This window comes from Streptomyces sp. NPDC057002, from assembly GCF_042673825.1.
In the GTDB taxonomy this organism is placed as follows: Bacteria; Actinomycetota; Actinomycetes; order Streptomycetales; family Streptomycetaceae; genus Streptomyces.
Genome location: NZ_JBHURZ010000003.1, coordinates 909,325 through 924,905, shown reverse-complemented (window position 1 = coordinate 924,905; position 15,581 = coordinate 909,325). Strand labels below are relative to the sequence as shown.

Below are 15,581 nucleotides of genomic sequence, written 5' to 3'. Positions count from 1 at the left end.
GACCGGATAAGCGGTTTTACGAGAATTTGATCTGGGCTGATACGCCTCGTACTGCTGCGGCGGCACTTGCTCGGCGTCCTCGTCCACCGTCTGTCCCCCCGTCCCGGCCCGCGCCGCTCGCTCATCCCTTTAAACGACCGGTCCCATCTGCGGGTTCCCGCACCCAACGGATACAGTCACGCCGAGGCATTCACGGGGACAGGAGAGGGTCATTACCGGCAACCGGCAGACGAGCTGGGCGTTCGCCGACGCCTATGTCGCCGAGGACGACGCGCTGCGCTGGGCTCGTGACCGGGCCCGTGACGCGGGGCTGCGCTCGGTGACGCCCGGTACGGGCTCCGCGCTGCGTTTGCTGGCCGCCTCCGCCGACGCGAAGGCCGTCGCGGAGATCGGGACCGGCTGCGGTGTCTCCGGGATCCACCTCCTGCACGGTATGCGGCCCGACGGTGTGCTGACGACCGTGGATCCCGAACCGGAGCACCAGCAGTTCGCCCGCCAGGCCTTCCGCGCCGCCGGCTTCGCCAGCAACCGGGCCCGCTTCATCCCGGGCCGCGCCCTGGACGTGCTGCCCCGCCTCGCGGACTCCGGCTACGACCTCGTCTTCTGCGACGGTGACCGCCTCGAGGTCATGGACTACCTCGCTGAATCGTTGCGGCTGCTGCGCCCCGGTGGGCTCGTCGTCTTCGAGGGCGCCTTCGCGAACGGCCGGACGGTGGACTCCGGACCGCAGCCCACGGAGGTCCTGCGACTGCGGGAGCTGCTGCGCACGGTGCGCGAGAGCCAGGAGCTGGTGCCGTCACTGCTGCCGGTGGGCGACGGCCTGCTGTGCGCGGTGAAACGCTAGCCGGATCGCACGTTAGCGGAGCGGATGCCGGGGCAGGCGAAAGTCATTGATGAGAAAACAACCGCCCCGGCATCACACATGATGCCGGGGCAGCTGAAAGGGTATGGTCGCTTGCGCCTCAGCCGACGACCTTCTTGAGGGCATCGCCCAGCGCGTCGGCCTCGTCCGGGGTCAGCTCGACGACGAGCCGACCGCCGCCTTCGAGCGGAACGCGCATGACGATGCCCCGCCCCTCCTTGGTCACCTCGAGCGGGCCATCGCCCGTCCGCGGCTTCATGGCCGCCATGCTCGTTCCCCTTCCTGAAACCCAGCTCATCGTCAAAGCCGTCGGCCCCGAGAAGGGCACACGTGCGGCCCTGAGCAGGACTCGCGACACCGGCATCGAACACATTGCTTCCAAGCCATTATCCCGCATCGCAGGACCCGATGACCAACATCAGTAGGCATCGCTTGGGCAACGCACGCGAGCAAAACCACTCAATTCGGCGATGTGACTGCGATACTCCGCCACCGCACACACATCCGCCGAACGGAAACAGGCGAGAATTCTTTGACGCAGGTCACACGTCCGGTGCGATCACCTGTCGGCGATCTCCGTCATGCTGTCCTGCAGAACCGGTACCTACCGGCCGGTAGGTACCGAGCAGCGACACGGAGGGGATACGCCATGGCCGACACCGTGCTCTACGAGGTGAGCGACGGGCTCGCGACCATCACGCTGAACCGCCCCGAGGCGATGAACGCGCTGAACGTGGAGGCCAAGGTCGCCCTGCGGGAGGCGGTCCGGTCCGCGGCGGACGACGCCGCCGTGCGGGCGGTGCTGCTGACCGCCGCCGGTGACCGGGCGTTCTGCGTCGGGCAGGACCTCAAGGAGCACATCGGGCTGCTGGTCGAGGACCGGGAGACCGGCTCGAGGCAGACCATGAACACCGTGCGGGAGCACTACAACCCGATCGTGCGGACACTGGCCGAGGCGGCGAAGCCCGTCGTCGCCGCCGTGAACGGGGTGGCGGCCGGGGCGGGCTTCGGCTTCGCGCTGGCCGCGGACTACCGGATCGTCGCGGACACGGCCGCGTTCAACACCTCGTTCGCCGGGGTGGCGCTGACCGCCGACTCGGGGATCTCCTGGACGCTGCCGCGGGTGATCGGCCCCGGCCGGGCGGCCGACCTGCTGCTCTTCCCGAGGAGCATCAGCGCGCAGGAGGCGTACGAGCTCGGCATCGCCAACCGGCTGGTGCCGGCCGGTGAGCTGCGCGCGGAGGCCGAGAAGGTGGCACGGGCGCTGGCCGAGGGTCCGACGGTGGCCTACGCGGCGCTCAAGGAGGCGGTGGCCTACGGGCTGACGCACTCCCTGGAGGAGACCCTGGAGAAGGAGGACGAGCTGCAGACGCGGGCGGGGTCCTCCGAGGACCACGCGATCGCGGTGCAGGCCTTCGTCAACAAGGAGAAGCCGAAGTACCTGGGCCGCTGACCTGCGGCCCAAAGCCTCAGGACTGACGCGCGACGCAGGCCTGCAGATGGTCGTCGACCAGTCCGCAGGCCTGCATCAGCGCATACGCCGTCGTCGGGCCGACGAAGCGCAGGCCCCGCTTCTTCAGCGCCTTGGACAGGGCCGTCGACTCAGGAGTGACGGCCGGGACGTCGGAGAGCGCCTTCGGGACGGAGCGGGTGCCCGGCTCAGGGGCGTGGGACCAGATCAGCTCGTCCAGGTCGCCCGGGGCCCACTCGGTCAGCACGCGCGCGTTGGCGAGCGTCGCGTCGATCTTGGCCCGGTTGCGGATGATGCCGGCGTCGGCCAGCAGGCGCTCGCGGTCCTCGTCGGTGAAGCCGGCCACCGAGGCGATCTTGAAGTCGGCGAAGGCGGCACGGAAGCCGGGGCGGCGGCGCAGGATCGTGATCCAGGACAGGCCGGACTGGAAGGCCTCCAGGCTGAGACGTTCGTAGAGGGCGTCGTCGCCGTGGACCGGGCGGCCCCACTCCTCGTCGTGGTACGTCACGTACTCCGGCGCGGACAGGGCCCAGGGGCAGCGCAGCGCGCCGTCCGGGCCGGCGAGGGCGGCACCGTCGCTCACGGCCGGTCCTCCTGTCGCGGAGCGGGCTTGTCCACGGACACATGGTTCTCCGCGGACGCGTGGTGCTCCGGGGACACCGGGCCGTGGGGGGCAGCCGCCCGGGCGCCCGCCAGGGCCGATTCCAGGTCCGCGATGCGGGCGTCGCGCTCGGCGAGCTCGGCGCCGAGACGGCTGAGGGCATCGTCCACGTCCCCCATGCGGTAGCCGCGGGCGGCGAGCGGGAAGCGGAGGCTCTCCACATCCGCGCGGTCGACCGGGCGGTCCGGGGGCAGCGGGTCCCGCAGCTGCTCGGGGGCGGCCTCGGGCAGCGGGCCGTTCTCGCCGCCGCCCAGCACGGCCAGGGTGACCGCGCCGACCACGAGGACCAGCGCGACGACCAGGAACAAGAACATAACCATCGCGGGGCCCCCACGGTCAGGTGTCTCGGAGTCTTCGGAGACGGATGTTGTCAGGCTCCGATCGTGCCATGCGAGTCTGACAGTTAGGGTCGCAGGCGGCGGAAGACGGGACGTACCAGGAAAGGTCACAGGGGATGCTCAGGCTGGGCAGGCGGGAATTCGAGCCGCGTGAGCCGGTGATCATGGCGATCGTGAACCGGACCCCGGACTCCTTCTACGACCGGGGCGCGACCTTCCGCGACGAGCCGGCCCTCGCGCGCGTGGAGCAGGCGGTGGCCGAGGGAGCCGCGATCATCGACATCGGCGGGGTCAAGGCCGGGCCGGGCGAGGAGGTCACGGCCGAGGAGGAGGCCCGGCGGACGGTCGGGTTCGTGGCCGAGGTGCGGCGGCGGTTCCCGGACGTGATCATCAGCGTGGACACCTGGCGGGCCGAGGTCGGGGAGGCCGTGTGCGAGGCCGGGGCCGATCTGCTGAACGACGCGTGGGGTGGGGTCGATCCGGGGCTCGCCGAGGTCGCCGCGCGGTACGGGGTGGGGTTGGTGTGCACGCACGCCGGCGGTGCGGAGCCGCGGACGCGGCCGCATCGGATCGAGTACGACGATGTCGTGGCCGACATTCTGGATGTGACGGTCGGGCTGGCGGAGCGGGCGGTGGCGCTGGGGGTGCCGAGGGAGTCGGTGCTGATCGATCCCGGGCACGACTTCGGGAAGAACACGCGACACAGTCTGGAGGCGACCCGGCGGCTGGGCGAGATGGTCGCGACGGGGTGGCCGGTGCTGGTGTCGCTGTCCAACAAGGACTTCGTGGGCGAGACGTTGGACCGGCCGGTCAAGGAGCGGGTCGTGGGGACGTTGGCGACGACCGCGGTGTCCGCGTGGCTGGGGGCGCAGGTGTACCGGGTGCATGAGGTCGCCGAGACGCGGCAGGTGCTGGACATGGTGGCGTCCATCGCCGGGCACCGGGAGCCTGCCGTTGCCCGGCGCGGGCTGGCCTGAGCCGTCTGGCCCGAGGCACCAGGGGGCTCCGCCCCCTGGACCCCCGAACCTGTGCCCACCCGCCGCCCGACTCGGTCGGACAAGAACCCCGGCTCGCCCGCCGACTCCGTCGGACAAAGCCCGGCCCCGGCCCCGCGCTAGCGGCCCGCTTCCTTCGACACCAGGGCCACCGCCTCGTCCACGTCGTCCGTGACGTGGAACAGGAGGAGGTCCTTCTCCGCTGCCTTGCCCTGGGCGATGACCGTGCCGCGGAGCCAGTCGACCAGACCGCCCCAGTACTCGCTGCCGAAGAGGACGATCGGGAAGCGGGTGACCTTCTGGGTCTGGACGAGGGTGAGGGCTTCGAAGAGTTCGTCGAGGGTGCCGAGGCCGCCGGGCAGGACCACGAAGCCCTGGGCGTACTTGACGAACATCATCTTCCGCACGAAGAAGTAGCGGAAGTTGAGGCCGATGTCGACGTACGGGTTCAGCCCCTGCTCGAAGGGCAGTTCGATGCCCAGGCCGACCGAGATGCCCTTGGCCTCCAGGGCGCCCTTGTTGGCCGCCTCCATCGCGCCCGGGCCGCCGCCCGTGATGACCGCGAAGCCCGCTTCGACCAGGCCCTGGCCCAGCCGGACACCCGCGTCGTACTCGGGCGACTCCGCCGCTGTCCGGGCCGAGCCGAACACGCTGATCGCGGGCGGGAGTTCGGCGAGCGTCCCGAAGCCCTCGATGAACTCCGACTGGATGCGCAGGACACGCCACGGGTCGGTGTGCACCCAGTCGGAGGGGCCGCCCGCGTCCAGCAGCCGCTGGTCGGTCGTGCTGGCCTGCACCTGGTCCCGCCTCCGGAGGACCGGGCCCAGGCGCTTCTCCTCCGGCGGCTGCTTCTTCCCCTCGGGGTTGCCGGTCGCCATGTGCGCTCCCTCCGTCGTGCCTGTCGTTCCACCTCAGCGTAGATCTACGCGGGTTACGAACGAGGGACGTGAGCATGTCCGCGATGAAGCGCCGTAAACACGAGGGCACCCCGGCCGGACTCAGGCCGTCAGCCAGCTCCTCAGTCGCTCCTCGCCCGCGAGGATCTTCGCGGTCTCCACGCGCTCGTCCCGCTTGTGGGCCAGGTGGGGGTTGCCCGGGCCGTAGTTGACCGCGGGGACGCCGAGCGCCGAGAAACGGGAGACGTCCGTCCATCCGTACTTCGGCATCGGAGTGCCGCCCACCGCCTCGATGAACGCCTTCGCCGCCGGGTGGGACAGACCCGGCATCGCCGCGCCGCTGTGGTCGACGACCTCGAACTCCGCCACGCCGCAGTCCGCGAAGACCTCCCGGACGTGGGCGACGGCCTCCTCGGGCGTGCGGTCGGGCGCGTAGCGGAAATTGACGGTGACGACGCACTCGTCGGGGATCACGTTGCCGGCCACTCCCCCGCCGATGCCCACCGCGTTCAGGCCCTCGCGGTACTCCAGGCCGTCGATGACCGGCCAGCGGGGTTCGTAGGAGGCCAGGCGGGCGAGGATCCGGGCGGCGCCGTGGATCGCGTTGGAGCCCATCCAGCCGCGTGCCGAGTGGGCCCGCTCGCCCGTGGTCTTCAGCAGCACCCGCAGGGTGCCCTGGCAGCCGCCCTCGACCTGGCCGTCCGACGGCTCCAGGAGCACCGCGAAGTCGCCCTCGAGCCACTCGGGGTGCGTCTCGGAGACGTGCTTGAGGCCGTTGAGCTCCGCGGCGACCTCCTCGTTGTCGTAGAAGACGAAGGTCAGGTCGCGATTGGGGGCCGGGACCGTGGCCGCGATGCGCAGCTGCACCGCGACACCCGACTTCATGTCGCAGGTGCCACAGCCCCACAGGACGCCGTCCTCGTCGAGCCGGGAGGGGACGTTGTCCGCGATCGGGACGGTGTCGATGTGGCCGGCCAGGATCACCCGCTCGGAGCGGCCCAGGTTCGTACGGGCCACGACGTTGTTGCCGTACCGGTCGACCGTCAGGTGGGGCAGCGCGCGCAGCGCGGTCTCGATCGCGTCCGCGAGCGGCTTCTCGGTGCCGCTCTCGGAGCGGAAGTCGACGAGCCGGGCGGTGAGCTCCGCGGCGTCCAGCGTGAGGTCAAGCGAGGTGTCGGCCATGCCGTCGACCCTAACGCGCCAGTCCCTGTGCCCACTCTCCCCACCTGGCACATGGGAATCCATACTCTCCAGTACCTTGTACGGCGTGCCAGAGCCGTCCTCCCCCAAACGCCGTGGCCGCCTCTTCCGATGCGGATCCGCCTTCGTGATCCTGCTCGCGGTCGCCGGTTACCTCGTCGTGCAGTACGTCACCGGAGGCACGGGCGAACCGGGCTGCAAAGTCGTCTCCGGCAAGGGCGACGGAGCGTCTTACGCGTTCTCGCCCGAGCAGGCCGTGAACGCGGCGACGATCACCGCCGTGGGCACCGGGCGCGGTCTGCCGGAGCGCGCGGTGACCATCGCGCTGGCGACCGCGCTGCAGGAGTCGAGCCTGCGCAACATCAACCACGGCGACCGGGACTCGCTCGGCCTGTTCCAGCAGCGGCCCTCGCAGGGCTGGGGCACGCGCGAGGAGATCCTGGACCCGACGTACTCGGCCGGCGAGTTCTACGACCACCTGGTCAAGGTGCCCGGCTACACACGGCTGCCCCTCACCGTCGCCGCGCAGCGCGTGCAGCGCAGCGGCTTCCCGCAGGCCTACGCCAAGCACGAGCCGGACGCCGCGCTGCTCGCCGCCGCGCTCACCGGCCAGTCCGCGGCCACCCTGACCTGCGAGGGCCGTCCGGGCGCGACCCGGGCGACGGGCCCGGACGGGGTGCGTACCGCGCTCGTGCGGGACTTCGGGCGCGATGTGCTGGAGCCTGCCGGCGCCCAGGTGGGCGGCTCTTCGGCGGCCACTCCGACGCCGTCGCCGAGCGACGGTACGGACGGTTCCGGCGGGCGGACCGTGACGCTGCCGGTGACCGCCGAGGCGGGTTCCACGACCGGGCGGAACCTGGAGCAGCGCGGCTGGCAGCTGGCGCACTGGGCCGTGGCCAACGCCTCCGAGCTGCACATCGCGCGGGTGACGTACGCCGGGCGTGAGTGGGTCGCCGGGAACACCGCCAGCGAGTGGCGTGCTCCGACGGCGAAGGGCACGGCGGGCGCGCAGCGGGACGCGGACGACGTCCGTATTGTCACGATGCGCTAGATCGCGCCCCGATCGCGCAGGGGTACGGGAACTCACCCCTGGGGGTTACCCGCGCGGCTCCGCCGCGACGGTGTGCGCAGGTTTTCGCACCCTCACCCGGGAATCCGTGAAATCCCTTGGGCGTACAGGGCTGGAAGGATTCGGCGAACTTTCCGGCGTGGACCTTTTTGCCCGTTTGTCCGCAGCCGATTATGCGACGCATTACCAACTCTTTACGTTGCGACGCCGCAACCTTCCCGGGCTTCGAGCGGTAGTCACTGCGTCCGAGCCGGGGCGGTCAACAGCCAGTCGATCAACTCCCGGAGCCGGTCGGACACTTCACGAACCTCACTGTTCTCTCCGTCGAAGGAGCACCATGTCCCTCCCCCTGACCCGCCGGATCGCCCGTGCCGCGCTCATTGTCGCTGCGGGAGCGGCTGCCGGGGTCGGTGCGGCCGGCTCCGCCAGTGCGGCCCCCGAGCTGCCGGCCAACCCGAACCTCGGCGGACTGACCGCCCTGGACGGGGCGAACGTCGGCAACACCGTCGACGGCGCGGCGACGGACGTCAGCAAGTCCGCCGGTGACACCGGCAGCAAGACCGTCAAGAAGGCGGTGCCGGCCGCGGGCAAGCTCGGCGGCAAGACGGTCAAGAAGGCCACGCCCGTCGCTCAGAAGGCGGCCGGTGAAGCGGCCGGCTCCGCCGGACAGCTCGTCGGCGAAGCCGCGGGTTCGGCGCAGGGGGGCCTGCCGACGGACTCTCTGACGAAGGGCGGCGTGCCGTCCGCGAACACGCTGCCTGCGAAGGGCCTGCCGGTCGGCTGATGCCGGGCGCAGACCGCTGAAGGGGTCCAGGGAATGTCCCTGGACCCCTTCGCTGTGTTCCGTTTCGCTGTGCTCCGTGTTCGCCGTGTTCCGTGCCCGCCGGACGCCGACGCCCCCGGCCGCTACAGACGTCGTACGGCCGCCGCGATCCGCTCGTCCGTCGCCGTCAGGGCCACGCGGACGAACTCCGCGCCCGCCGAGCCATAGAAGTCGCCGGGGGCCACGAGGATGCCCCGCTCCGCGAGGTGGGCGACCGTGTCCCAGCAGGATTCGCCCCTGGTGGCCCACAGGTAGAGGCTGGCCTCGCTGTGCTCGATGCGGAAGCCGTGGGACAGCAGGGCCTCGCGCAGAAGGGCACGGCGGGCCGCGTAGCGCTCGCGCTGGACGCGGACGTGGTCGTCGTCGCCCAGGGCCGCAACGACGGCCGCCTGCGTCGGCGCGGACGTCATCATGCCGCCGTGCTTGCGGATCTCCAGGAGAGTGCTCAGGACGGCCGGGTCGCCGGCCAGGAAGGCCGCGCGGTAGCCCGCGAGGTTCGAGCGCTTGGAGAGGGAGTGGACGGACACGATGCCGCCGTACGAGCCGCCGTTGACGTCGGGGTGCAGCACCGAGACCGGGTCGGCCTCCCAGCCCAGCTCCAGGTAACACTCGTCGGAGAAGAGCAGGATGCCGTGCTCGCGGGCCCAGGCCACGATCCGGGTGAGGTCCGCCTTCGACAGGACCTTGCCCGTGGGGTTCGACGGGGAGTTCAGCCAGAGGAGCTTCAGGCCCTCGGGGTCCAGCTCCGTCGGGTCGTCGTAGACCTCGTACTCGGCGCGGGCCAAGCGGGCGCCCACCTCGTACGTCGGGTAGGCCAGGCGCGGGTAGGCCACCCGGTCGCCGGGGCCGAGGCCCAGCTGGGTCGGGAGCCAGGCGACGAGTTCCTTGGAACCGACGATCGGCAGAACGTGGCGGTGGGTGACGTCGCGGGCGCCGAGGCGGCGCTCGACCCAGCCCGTGATCGCGTCGCGCAGCTCGGGCGTGCCCCAGACGGTCGGGTAGCCCGGCGAGTCCGCCGCGTCGACCAGCGCTTTCTGGATCAGCTCGGGGACCGGGTCGACCGGGGTGCCGACGGACAGGTCCACGATGCCGTCCGGGTGGGCGGCGGCCGTGGCCTTGAACGGCGTCAGCTTGTCCCAGGGGAAGGCGGGGAGACGGTCGGAGACTGCGGACACGGTTTCTGGCTCACTTTCTGGCACGTACGAGCCGTCGTAGGCAAACGCCTCGGCCCCGTACGGCGATCAGTCGTGATCAGGCCGTACGGGACCGAGGCGGCACGGTGTGCGGCCGCTTGCGGTGGCTAGGCCTGCGGCGGCAGCGCGGCGATGAAGGGGTGGTCGCGCTCGATCAGCCCCAGCTTGCTGGCTCCGCCGGGCGAGCCGAGCTCGTCGAAGAACTCGACGTTCGCCTTGTAGTAGTCCTTCCACTCCTCCGGGGTGTCGTCCTCGTAGAAGATCGCCTCGACCGGGCAGACCGGCTCACAGGCACCACAGTCGACGCATTCGTCCGGGTGGATGTACAAGGACCGGGAGCCCTCGTAGATGCAGTCGACCGGGCACTCCTCGATGCACGCCTTGTCCTTGACGTCGACACAAGGCTGCGCGATGACGTAGGTCACGCTGTCGTTCCTCCTCGATAGGGCGCTGGCGGGCCTCCTCAGGCTCCGCCGCCTGGCGCGCGGGAGCGCGGCGTCGTCGATGCCCGCCCCTAGTATCTCCGTTCTTGGGCATGATCCGAACAGGAGGGGTGTACCGACCTGTGGAAATCTCTGCCGCCGGACGTCTCGAGGTGGCCATCACCGCTGCTGACGTGGGCAAACGGGTCTCCGTACGGAGCTTGATCGAACATGCTGCTCCGGGTGAGAAGTTCACCGACACGGTCGGCGTTCTCACATCATGGGACGAGGGTGTGCTGCTGATCACACGCCGGGGCGGCGAGAGCGTCCGCATCGCGGAATCCGCGCTGGTCGCGGGCAAGGTGGTGCCCGCCGCCCGGGCGCGTCGCCGTGGTCCGGCCGCCTCGTACGAGGAACTGGCCCGGGCCGCCGCGCGGGCCTGGCGGCCCGTGGAGAGCGAGCGGCTCGGCGACTGGGAGCTGCGGGCCGCGTCCGGGTTCACGCGGCGGGCCAATTCGGTGCTGCCGCTCGGCGAGCCGGGCATGCCGCTCGACGAGGCACTCGACGCCGTCCGGCGCTGGTACGGCGACCGCGGGCTGCCCGCCTACGTCCAGACCGCGACCGGCGCCGAGGGCACGCAGGAGCTGTTGTGTGCCGAGCTGGAGGCGCGGGGCTGGGTGCGGGAGGTGACCGCCGAGCTGTGGATCGGGCCGCTGGCGCCGGTCGCCGACCGTGCCGATCCGGAGGGCGCCGTGCTGTCCCGGGAGGCGGACGAGGCGTGGCTGGCCCGGTACCAGCGCAAGGGCGTGAGCGAGGTGGCGCTGCGGGTGCTGGGGAGCGGGCCTTCGGTGTGGTTCGCGACCGTGCCCGGTGCCACAGAGGACGCTGCTCCGGACGCCATCGGGCGGTGTGTCGTCGACGGGCGGTGGGCCGGGTTCGCCGCCGTCGAGGTCGATCCGGAGCTGCGGCGGCAGGGGCTGGGCACGGTCGTGATGGCGGCGCTGGCCCGGCGGGCCCTCGACGAGGGCGCGTCAGCCGCGTGGCTCCAGGTCGAGGCCGAGAACACGGGAGCGCGGGAGCTGTACGCCCGGATGGGCTTCGCCGCGCACCATGCCTACCACCACTACCGGGCGCCGGAATCCGGCGGCACCGGCCGGTAACCGATCGTCGTGAGAGGGCACGAGCCAGGTATGCGTCCCCCCTATCCCCCGTCCCCGGAGCGCTCCGCCGAGCTGCGGCGGCGGTTCGCCGAAGAGGCCCGGTCCGAGCGGCCCGATCTGTCGACGCTGTGCCTGCTGGTGGGCGCGGAGGCGGACCGGGAGCTGGACGAGGCGGGTCTGGACACCGCGCAGGTCGAGCTGGACCGGCTGGCCGGGCTGCTGCCGTACCGGCCCGGCGGGCCGCGGGACTGGGCGGTCGCCCTGCGGGAGCTGCTCGGTGAGCGGATGGGTTTCGGCGGCAGCCCGGCCGACTACCAGCGGCTGGAGTCCTCACTGCTGCACGAGGTGCTGATGCGGCGCAGGGGGTTGCCGATCCTGCTGTCCGTGGTGTGGATGGAGGTGGCCCGGCGGGCCGGGGCGCCGGTGTACGGGGTGGCTCTGCCGGGGCATTTCGTGGTCGGGTTCGGGCCTGACGAGGGGCAAGTGCTCGCCGACCCGTTCGACGGAGGGCGGGTGCTGACCGGGGCGGACGCGGAGGTGCTGGTCGCCGGGGCGACGGGGACGGGGCGGCTCGATCCGGAGATGCTGCGGCCGGCGGATCCGCTGGAGGTGGTGCTGCGGATCCTGAACAACGTGCGGGCGTGGGCGGCGGCGCGGCCGGAGCGGTCGGATGTCGCGCTGTGGGCGGTGGAGTTGTCGCTGCTGTTGCCTTCGCATTCGGCTCGGTTGCGGTACGAGCGGGCGCGGTTGCTGGTGCAGCGGGGGGAGTTCCTGGGCGGGGCCTCGGAGCTGGAGGTCTACGCGGAGGTGGTGGAGGCCGTGGATGAGGCCGCGGCCGAGCGGGTGCGGGGGGAGGCTTTTGCGGCTCGGGCGATGCTCAACTGATGCCGTCTCGCCGTAGGGGCCCGTGTTGTGTTGCGTGTGCCGGTGCGTGGGGGTTCTTCGCACAGTCCCCCGCGCCCCCAACACCTCTACAACCAGCCTTTTTCTCGTGCTGTTCGGACCGCCTCCGCTCGGTTTCTCACCGCTAGCTTCTGGATGGCTGTGCTGAGGTAGTTGCGGACCGTGCCCTGGGAGAGGTGCAGGGTGGTTGCCAGTTCGGCGTTGGTGGAGCCGTCCGCCGCTGCTCTGAGGACCTCTCGTTCCCGGTCCGTGAGGGGGTTGGCGCCGTCCGCCAGGGCCGCTGCCGCGAGGGTGGGGTCGATGACGCGTTCGCCGGTGAGGACCTTGCGGATCGCCTCGGCGAGCTGGGCCGCGGGGGCGTCCTTGACCAGGAAGGCGTCGGCGCCGGACTCCATGGCGCTGCGGAGGTAGCCGGGGCGGCCGAAGGTGGTGAGGATGACCAGCTTCACGGCCGGGAGCTCCTCGTGGAGGCGGGCCGCCGCCTCTATGCCCGTCGCGCCGGGCATCTCGATGTCCAGGAGGGCCACGTCGACGGCGTGTTCGCGGGCCGCTTCCAGGACCTCGTCGCCGCAGGCCACCTGGGCGACGACCTCGATGTCCGCTTCCAGTCCGAGCAGGGCGGCCAGGGCCTCGCGGACCATCGACTGGTCCTCGGCCAGGAGGACCTTGATCGTGCGGCTCATGCGGGGGATCCTACGTCCGCCGGGTCGGCGGTCGGCACGCGGGCGACCAGGCGGAAGCCGTGCCTGAGCGGGGCCGCCTCCAGGGTGCCGCCCGCCTTGGCCAGGCGTTCGGTGAGGCCCGTGAGGCCGTTGCCGTGGCCGTCGCCCGGACCGCCGGAGCCGTTGTCCTCGACGGTGAGTTCGAGCACCGGGCCGTCGAGGGTCTGGTGGCGCAGCAGCTCGACCGTGCAGCGGCGCGCGCCGCTGTGCCGTACGACGTTGGTGACCGCCTCGCGCAGGGCCCAGGCCAGGGCGGACTCGCTCTCCTCGGAGACGCCGGCGAGGCCGGGCGGCTCGGCGGGCAGGTCGGTGGTGACCCCGGCCGCGGTCAGGGCGACCCGGGCACCGGCGAGTTCGGCGCTCAGGCGGGGGCGCCGGTAGCCGGTGACGGCCTCGCGTACGTCCACGAGGGCCTGGCGGCTGACCTGCTCGATGTCGGAGACCTGCTGGGCCGCCTTGCCGGGCTCGGCGGGGAGCATCCGGCCGGCCAGCTCGCTCTTGAGGGTGATCAGGGACAGGGAGTGGCCGAGCAGGTCGTGCAGGTCCCTGGCCAGGCGCAGGCGTTCCTCGTTGGCGGCGAGCTGGGCGACGGTGGCGCGGGCCTCGCGCAGGGCGATGGTCGTCCGGACGAGTTCGCGTACGCCGGTCATGGCGAAGCCGCCGAGCAGGGCCGGGATGAGGAGCCCGGACAGGTAGGCCAGGCCGTCGTGCGTCGCGAGCGCCACGGCGGTCAGCAGCGCGCACGCGGCCGGGATCGTCCAGCGGGCCAGGCGCATGGGCAGTGCGGCCCCGGACGCGATCGAGACGTACACGAACAGCACCAGCCACTCGCGGCCCAGGGTGAGGGCGAGAAGCGTGGACTGGGCCGCGAGGACCCCGAGCGAGCCGAGCACCAGGGCGTTGCGCTCGCCGCGGCCGGTGCGGAAGACCAGCTCCATGTACCAGGCGACGAACGCGGCCAGGCCGATCCAGCCGAGGATCCTCACGCCCGTGCTGTGGCCGCCGTGCAGCAGGTCGGTGACGGGTGCGCTCAGGTAGACCAGCCAGATGCCGGTCCACAGCGACTTCACCGCCCGCTGCCGGCGGTTCACCGGGCGCTGCCCGATGCCGAACCCGACGCCGCTCACGCCTTCAGGGTGTCCTTCCGGTACAGCCAGGCAGCGCCGCCCGCGAACAGGGCGAACGACACCACGAGGACGACGAGGTCCTGGACGTGCGGGGCGCGGCTCTGCTCGATGGCCTGCCCCAGGGCAGCGTACGCGTGGGTGGGAAGCCACTTCGCGATGTCCTGGAGCCAGTCCGGGAACGTCGTCGTGGGCATCCACAGACCGCCGAGCATCGACAGGCCGAAGTAGGTGATCATCGTGATCGGGCGGACCGCGTCGCCGCTGGCGAGGTAGCCGAGGGCGACGCCCAGCGCGGCGAAGACGAGGCTGCCGGCCCAGATCGCGCCGGTGAGGGCGAGCCACTGCCAGGCGTCCAGGCGTACGTCCTTCACGGTGGCCGCGACGGCGAAGACGATGACGATGGACGGCAGGCTGACGACGGCGGCGCTCGCGGTCTTGGCGAGGACATAGCCGCGGCCCGGCAGGGTGGTCAGGCGCAGTTGCCGCACCCAGCCGCCCTCGCGCTCCTTGGCGATGCGCTCGCTGTTGCCCATGAGGACGGCCGTGAGAGCGCCGAAGGAGGCCATGGAGACCATCATGTAGGTCGGCAGGGTCAGGCCGGTGCCGGGGACCTTGGTGGTGCTGTCGGCGTTGCCCGCGATGATCAGGAACAGGACCGACGGGTAGATCACGGAGAAGAACAGGAACTTGCGGTTGCGCAGGGCGCGGGTGAGTTCCAGCTTGATCAGGCTGTTCACTTCGACTTCGCCTCCTCGGCGGCGGTGATCGCGACGAAGGCCTGCTCCAGACCGAGCCCGGCGACTTCGAGATTGCGGGGGTAGACGCCGAGGCCGTACAGAGCGTGGACGGTCGCGTCGGCATCGGTGGACTGGATGCGGACGGTCCGGCCGGAGACGGCCAGGGAGGTCAGGAAGGGCAGGCCACGCAGGGCCGCCTCGTCGACGGTGTCCGCCAGGTCGAAGGAGACGCGGCGGGCGCCCGCCCTGGCCTTGATCTCGGCGGCCGTGCCGTCGGCGAGGAGCCGGCCGCGGTGCAGCACGAGGACCCGGTCGGCGATGGCGTCGGCCTCTTCGAGGTAGTGGGTGGCGAAGAGGACGGTCCGGCCCTGGTCGGCCTGTTCGCGCATGGTGGCCCAGAAGGCCTGACGGGTGGTGACGTCCATGCCGGTGGTGGGCTCGTCCAGGACGATGAGGTCGCTGTCGCCGGCGGTGGCGAGGGCGAAGCGGACGCGCTGGGCCTGGCCGCCGGAGAGCTTGTTGACCTTGCGGCCGGCGATCTGCGCGATGCCCGCGCGGGACAGCACCTCGGAGGGCTGGTACGGCTTCGGGTGCAGAGCGCAGGCGAGCCGCACCAGTTCGGCGACCGTGACCTCGTCCATCAGCCCGCCGCTCTGCAGCATGGCGCCCACGCGCCCGGCGACGATGGCCTCCCGGGGGCCGGCGCCGAAGAGGCGGACTGTGCCGCTGTCGGGCTTCTTGAGTCCGAGGAGCAGATCGAGGGTGGTGGACTTGCCGGCGCCGTTGGGGCCGAGCAGCGCCACGGTCTCCCCCGGGCGCAGGTCCAGAGTCAGTCCGTCCACGGCCCGGACGGTGTCGTATGCCTTGCTCACCTGGTCGAACGCGACCACCGAGGCTGTCGTTGTCATACGGCCATGGTGGCTTCGGGGCTGTGGGCGGGGGCAGTGCCGGGCGTCCGGAGTGCCGGATGACAGATGTCATGCCGCGCGGGTGACGACGCCG

The 15,581-nt window shown here is 71.6% G+C and carries 18 protein-coding genes; 7 read left to right on the top strand and 11 right to left on the bottom strand.

Annotated elements, in window-relative coordinates:
- The first annotated feature begins 145 nt into the window (after positions 1 to 145).
- Positions 146 to 844 (top strand): O-methyltransferase, encoded by a 699-nt coding sequence (locus ACFT32_RS19055; protein ID WP_382490754.1) that lies wholly within the window; start codon positions 146 to 148, stop codon positions 842 to 844.
- A 118-nt stretch (positions 845 to 962) separates the two neighbouring features.
- Here ACFT32_RS19055 and ACFT32_RS19050 read toward each other — a convergent pair whose 3' ends face one another.
- A complete protein-coding gene (locus tag ACFT32_RS19050; protein ID WP_003966491.1) occupies positions 963 to 1,130 on the bottom strand; it encodes a DUF3117 domain-containing protein in 168 nt (55 codons plus the stop codon).
- Positions 1,131 to 1,511: 381 nt separating this feature from the next.
- On the opposite strand from ACFT32_RS19050, the gene ACFT32_RS19045 reads away from it, so the two are divergent.
- Positions 1,512 to 2,315 carry an enoyl-CoA hydratase/isomerase family protein gene (locus tag ACFT32_RS19045; RefSeq protein ID WP_382490371.1) on the top strand — a complete coding sequence of 268 codons (804 nt, stop codon included), beginning with the start codon at positions 1,512 to 1,514 and terminating at the stop codon, positions 2,313 to 2,315.
- Between the two features lie 16 nt (positions 2,316 to 2,331).
- Here the strand turns inward: ACFT32_RS19045 and ACFT32_RS19040 are convergent, their stop codons facing one another.
- Complete coding sequence (locus ACFT32_RS19040; RefSeq protein ID WP_382490369.1) at positions 2,332 to 2,916, bottom strand: DNA-3-methyladenine glycosylase I; 585 nt, start codon at positions 2,914 to 2,916, stop codon at positions 2,332 to 2,334.
- On the bottom strand, positions 2,913 to 3,314 hold the full coding sequence (locus ACFT32_RS19035; RefSeq protein WP_382490368.1) for a DivIVA domain-containing protein: 402 nt from the start codon (positions 3,312 to 3,314) through the stop codon (positions 2,913 to 2,915). Before ACFT32_RS19035 ends, ACFT32_RS19040 begins: the two co-directional genes overlap by 4 nt.
- A gap of 134 nt (positions 3,315 to 3,448) precedes the next feature.
- Between ACFT32_RS19035 and folP the strand changes: the two genes are divergently transcribed.
- Positions 3,449 to 4,309: a dihydropteroate synthase gene (gene folP, locus ACFT32_RS19030; RefSeq protein ID WP_382490366.1), complete on the top strand. Its 861-nt coding sequence runs from the start codon at positions 3,449 to 3,451 to the stop codon at positions 4,307 to 4,309.
- Between the two features lie 137 nt (positions 4,310 to 4,446).
- Here folP and ACFT32_RS19025 read toward each other — a convergent pair whose 3' ends face one another.
- Entirely contained in the window at positions 4,447 to 5,205 is a 759-nt protein-coding gene (locus tag ACFT32_RS19025; RefSeq protein WP_382490364.1) for a TIGR00730 family Rossman fold protein, read from the bottom strand.
- Between the two features lie 120 nt (positions 5,206 to 5,325).
- On the bottom strand, positions 5,326 to 6,405 hold the full coding sequence (gene dapE / locus ACFT32_RS19020) for a succinyl-diaminopimelate desuccinylase (protein ID WP_382490362.1): 1,080 nt from the start codon (positions 6,403 to 6,405) through the stop codon (positions 5,326 to 5,328).
- 85 nt (positions 6,406 to 6,490) lie between these two features.
- Here dapE and ACFT32_RS19015 point away from each other — a divergent pair, with 85 nt between their 5' ends.
- Both ACFT32_RS19015 and ACFT32_RS19010 read left to right on the top strand, forming a co-directional pair.
- A complete protein-coding gene (locus ACFT32_RS19015) occupies positions 6,491 to 7,474 on the top strand; it encodes a heavy metal transporter (RefSeq protein ID WP_382490360.1) in 984 nt (327 codons plus the stop codon).
- 355 nt (positions 7,475 to 7,829) lie between these two features.
- Positions 7,830 to 8,276 (top strand): ATP-binding protein, encoded by a 447-nt coding sequence (locus tag ACFT32_RS19010; RefSeq protein ID WP_382490358.1) that lies wholly within the window; start codon positions 7,830 to 7,832, stop codon positions 8,274 to 8,276.
- Positions 8,277 to 8,398: 122 nt separating this feature from the next.
- On the opposite strand, the gene ACFT32_RS19005 is transcribed toward ACFT32_RS19010, so the two are convergent.
- Together ACFT32_RS19005 and fdxA are read right to left on the bottom strand one after the other, a co-directional pair.
- Positions 8,399 to 9,490 carry a bifunctional succinyldiaminopimelate transaminase/glutamate-prephenate aminotransferase gene (locus ACFT32_RS19005; protein WP_382490356.1) on the bottom strand — a complete coding sequence of 364 codons (1,092 nt, stop codon included), beginning with the start codon at positions 9,488 to 9,490 and terminating at the stop codon, positions 8,399 to 8,401.
- Positions 9,491 to 9,615: 125 nt separating this feature from the next.
- Positions 9,616 to 9,933, bottom strand: coding sequence for a ferredoxin (gene fdxA / locus ACFT32_RS19000; protein ID WP_010047804.1), 318 nt, complete (start codon positions 9,931 to 9,933; stop codon positions 9,616 to 9,618).
- A gap of 140 nt (positions 9,934 to 10,073) precedes the next feature.
- On the opposite strand from fdxA, the gene ACFT32_RS18995 reads away from it, so the two are divergent.
- Together ACFT32_RS18995 and ACFT32_RS18990 are read left to right on the top strand one after the other, a co-directional pair.
- Positions 10,074 to 11,090: a GNAT family N-acetyltransferase gene (locus tag ACFT32_RS18995; protein WP_382490354.1), complete on the top strand. Its 1,017-nt coding sequence runs from the start codon at positions 10,074 to 10,076 to the stop codon at positions 11,088 to 11,090.
- Between the two features lie 30 nt (positions 11,091 to 11,120).
- A complete protein-coding gene (locus ACFT32_RS18990) occupies positions 11,121 to 11,975 on the top strand; it encodes a tetratricopeptide repeat protein (protein ID WP_382490352.1) in 855 nt (284 codons plus the stop codon).
- Between the two features lie 86 nt (positions 11,976 to 12,061).
- Here ACFT32_RS18990 and ACFT32_RS18985 read toward each other — a convergent pair whose 3' ends face one another.
- The 4 genes from ACFT32_RS18985 to ACFT32_RS18970 are packed head-to-tail and all read right to left on the bottom strand — an operon-like array spanning position 12,062 to position 15,487.
- The gene (locus ACFT32_RS18985) at positions 12,062 to 12,676 is read right to left on the bottom strand and encodes a response regulator (protein ID WP_382490350.1); all 615 of its coding nucleotides are present in this window, start codon (positions 12,674 to 12,676) and stop codon (positions 12,062 to 12,064) included.
- Positions 12,673 to 13,842, bottom strand: coding sequence for a sensor histidine kinase (locus tag ACFT32_RS18980; protein WP_382490348.1), 1,170 nt, complete (start codon positions 13,840 to 13,842; stop codon positions 12,673 to 12,675). The genes ACFT32_RS18985 and ACFT32_RS18980 overlap by 4 nt, the downstream gene beginning before the upstream one ends.
- Positions 13,839 to 14,579, bottom strand: coding sequence for an ABC transporter permease (locus tag ACFT32_RS18975; RefSeq protein WP_382490346.1), 741 nt, complete (start codon positions 14,577 to 14,579; stop codon positions 13,839 to 13,841). The genes ACFT32_RS18980 and ACFT32_RS18975 overlap by 4 nt, the downstream gene beginning before the upstream one ends.
- Positions 14,576 to 15,487 (bottom strand): ABC transporter ATP-binding protein, encoded by a 912-nt coding sequence (locus ACFT32_RS18970; protein ID WP_382490344.1) that lies wholly within the window; start codon positions 15,485 to 15,487, stop codon positions 14,576 to 14,578. Before ACFT32_RS18970 ends, ACFT32_RS18975 begins: the two co-directional genes overlap by 4 nt.
- Between the last annotated feature and the right edge of the window lie 94 nt (positions 15,488 to 15,581).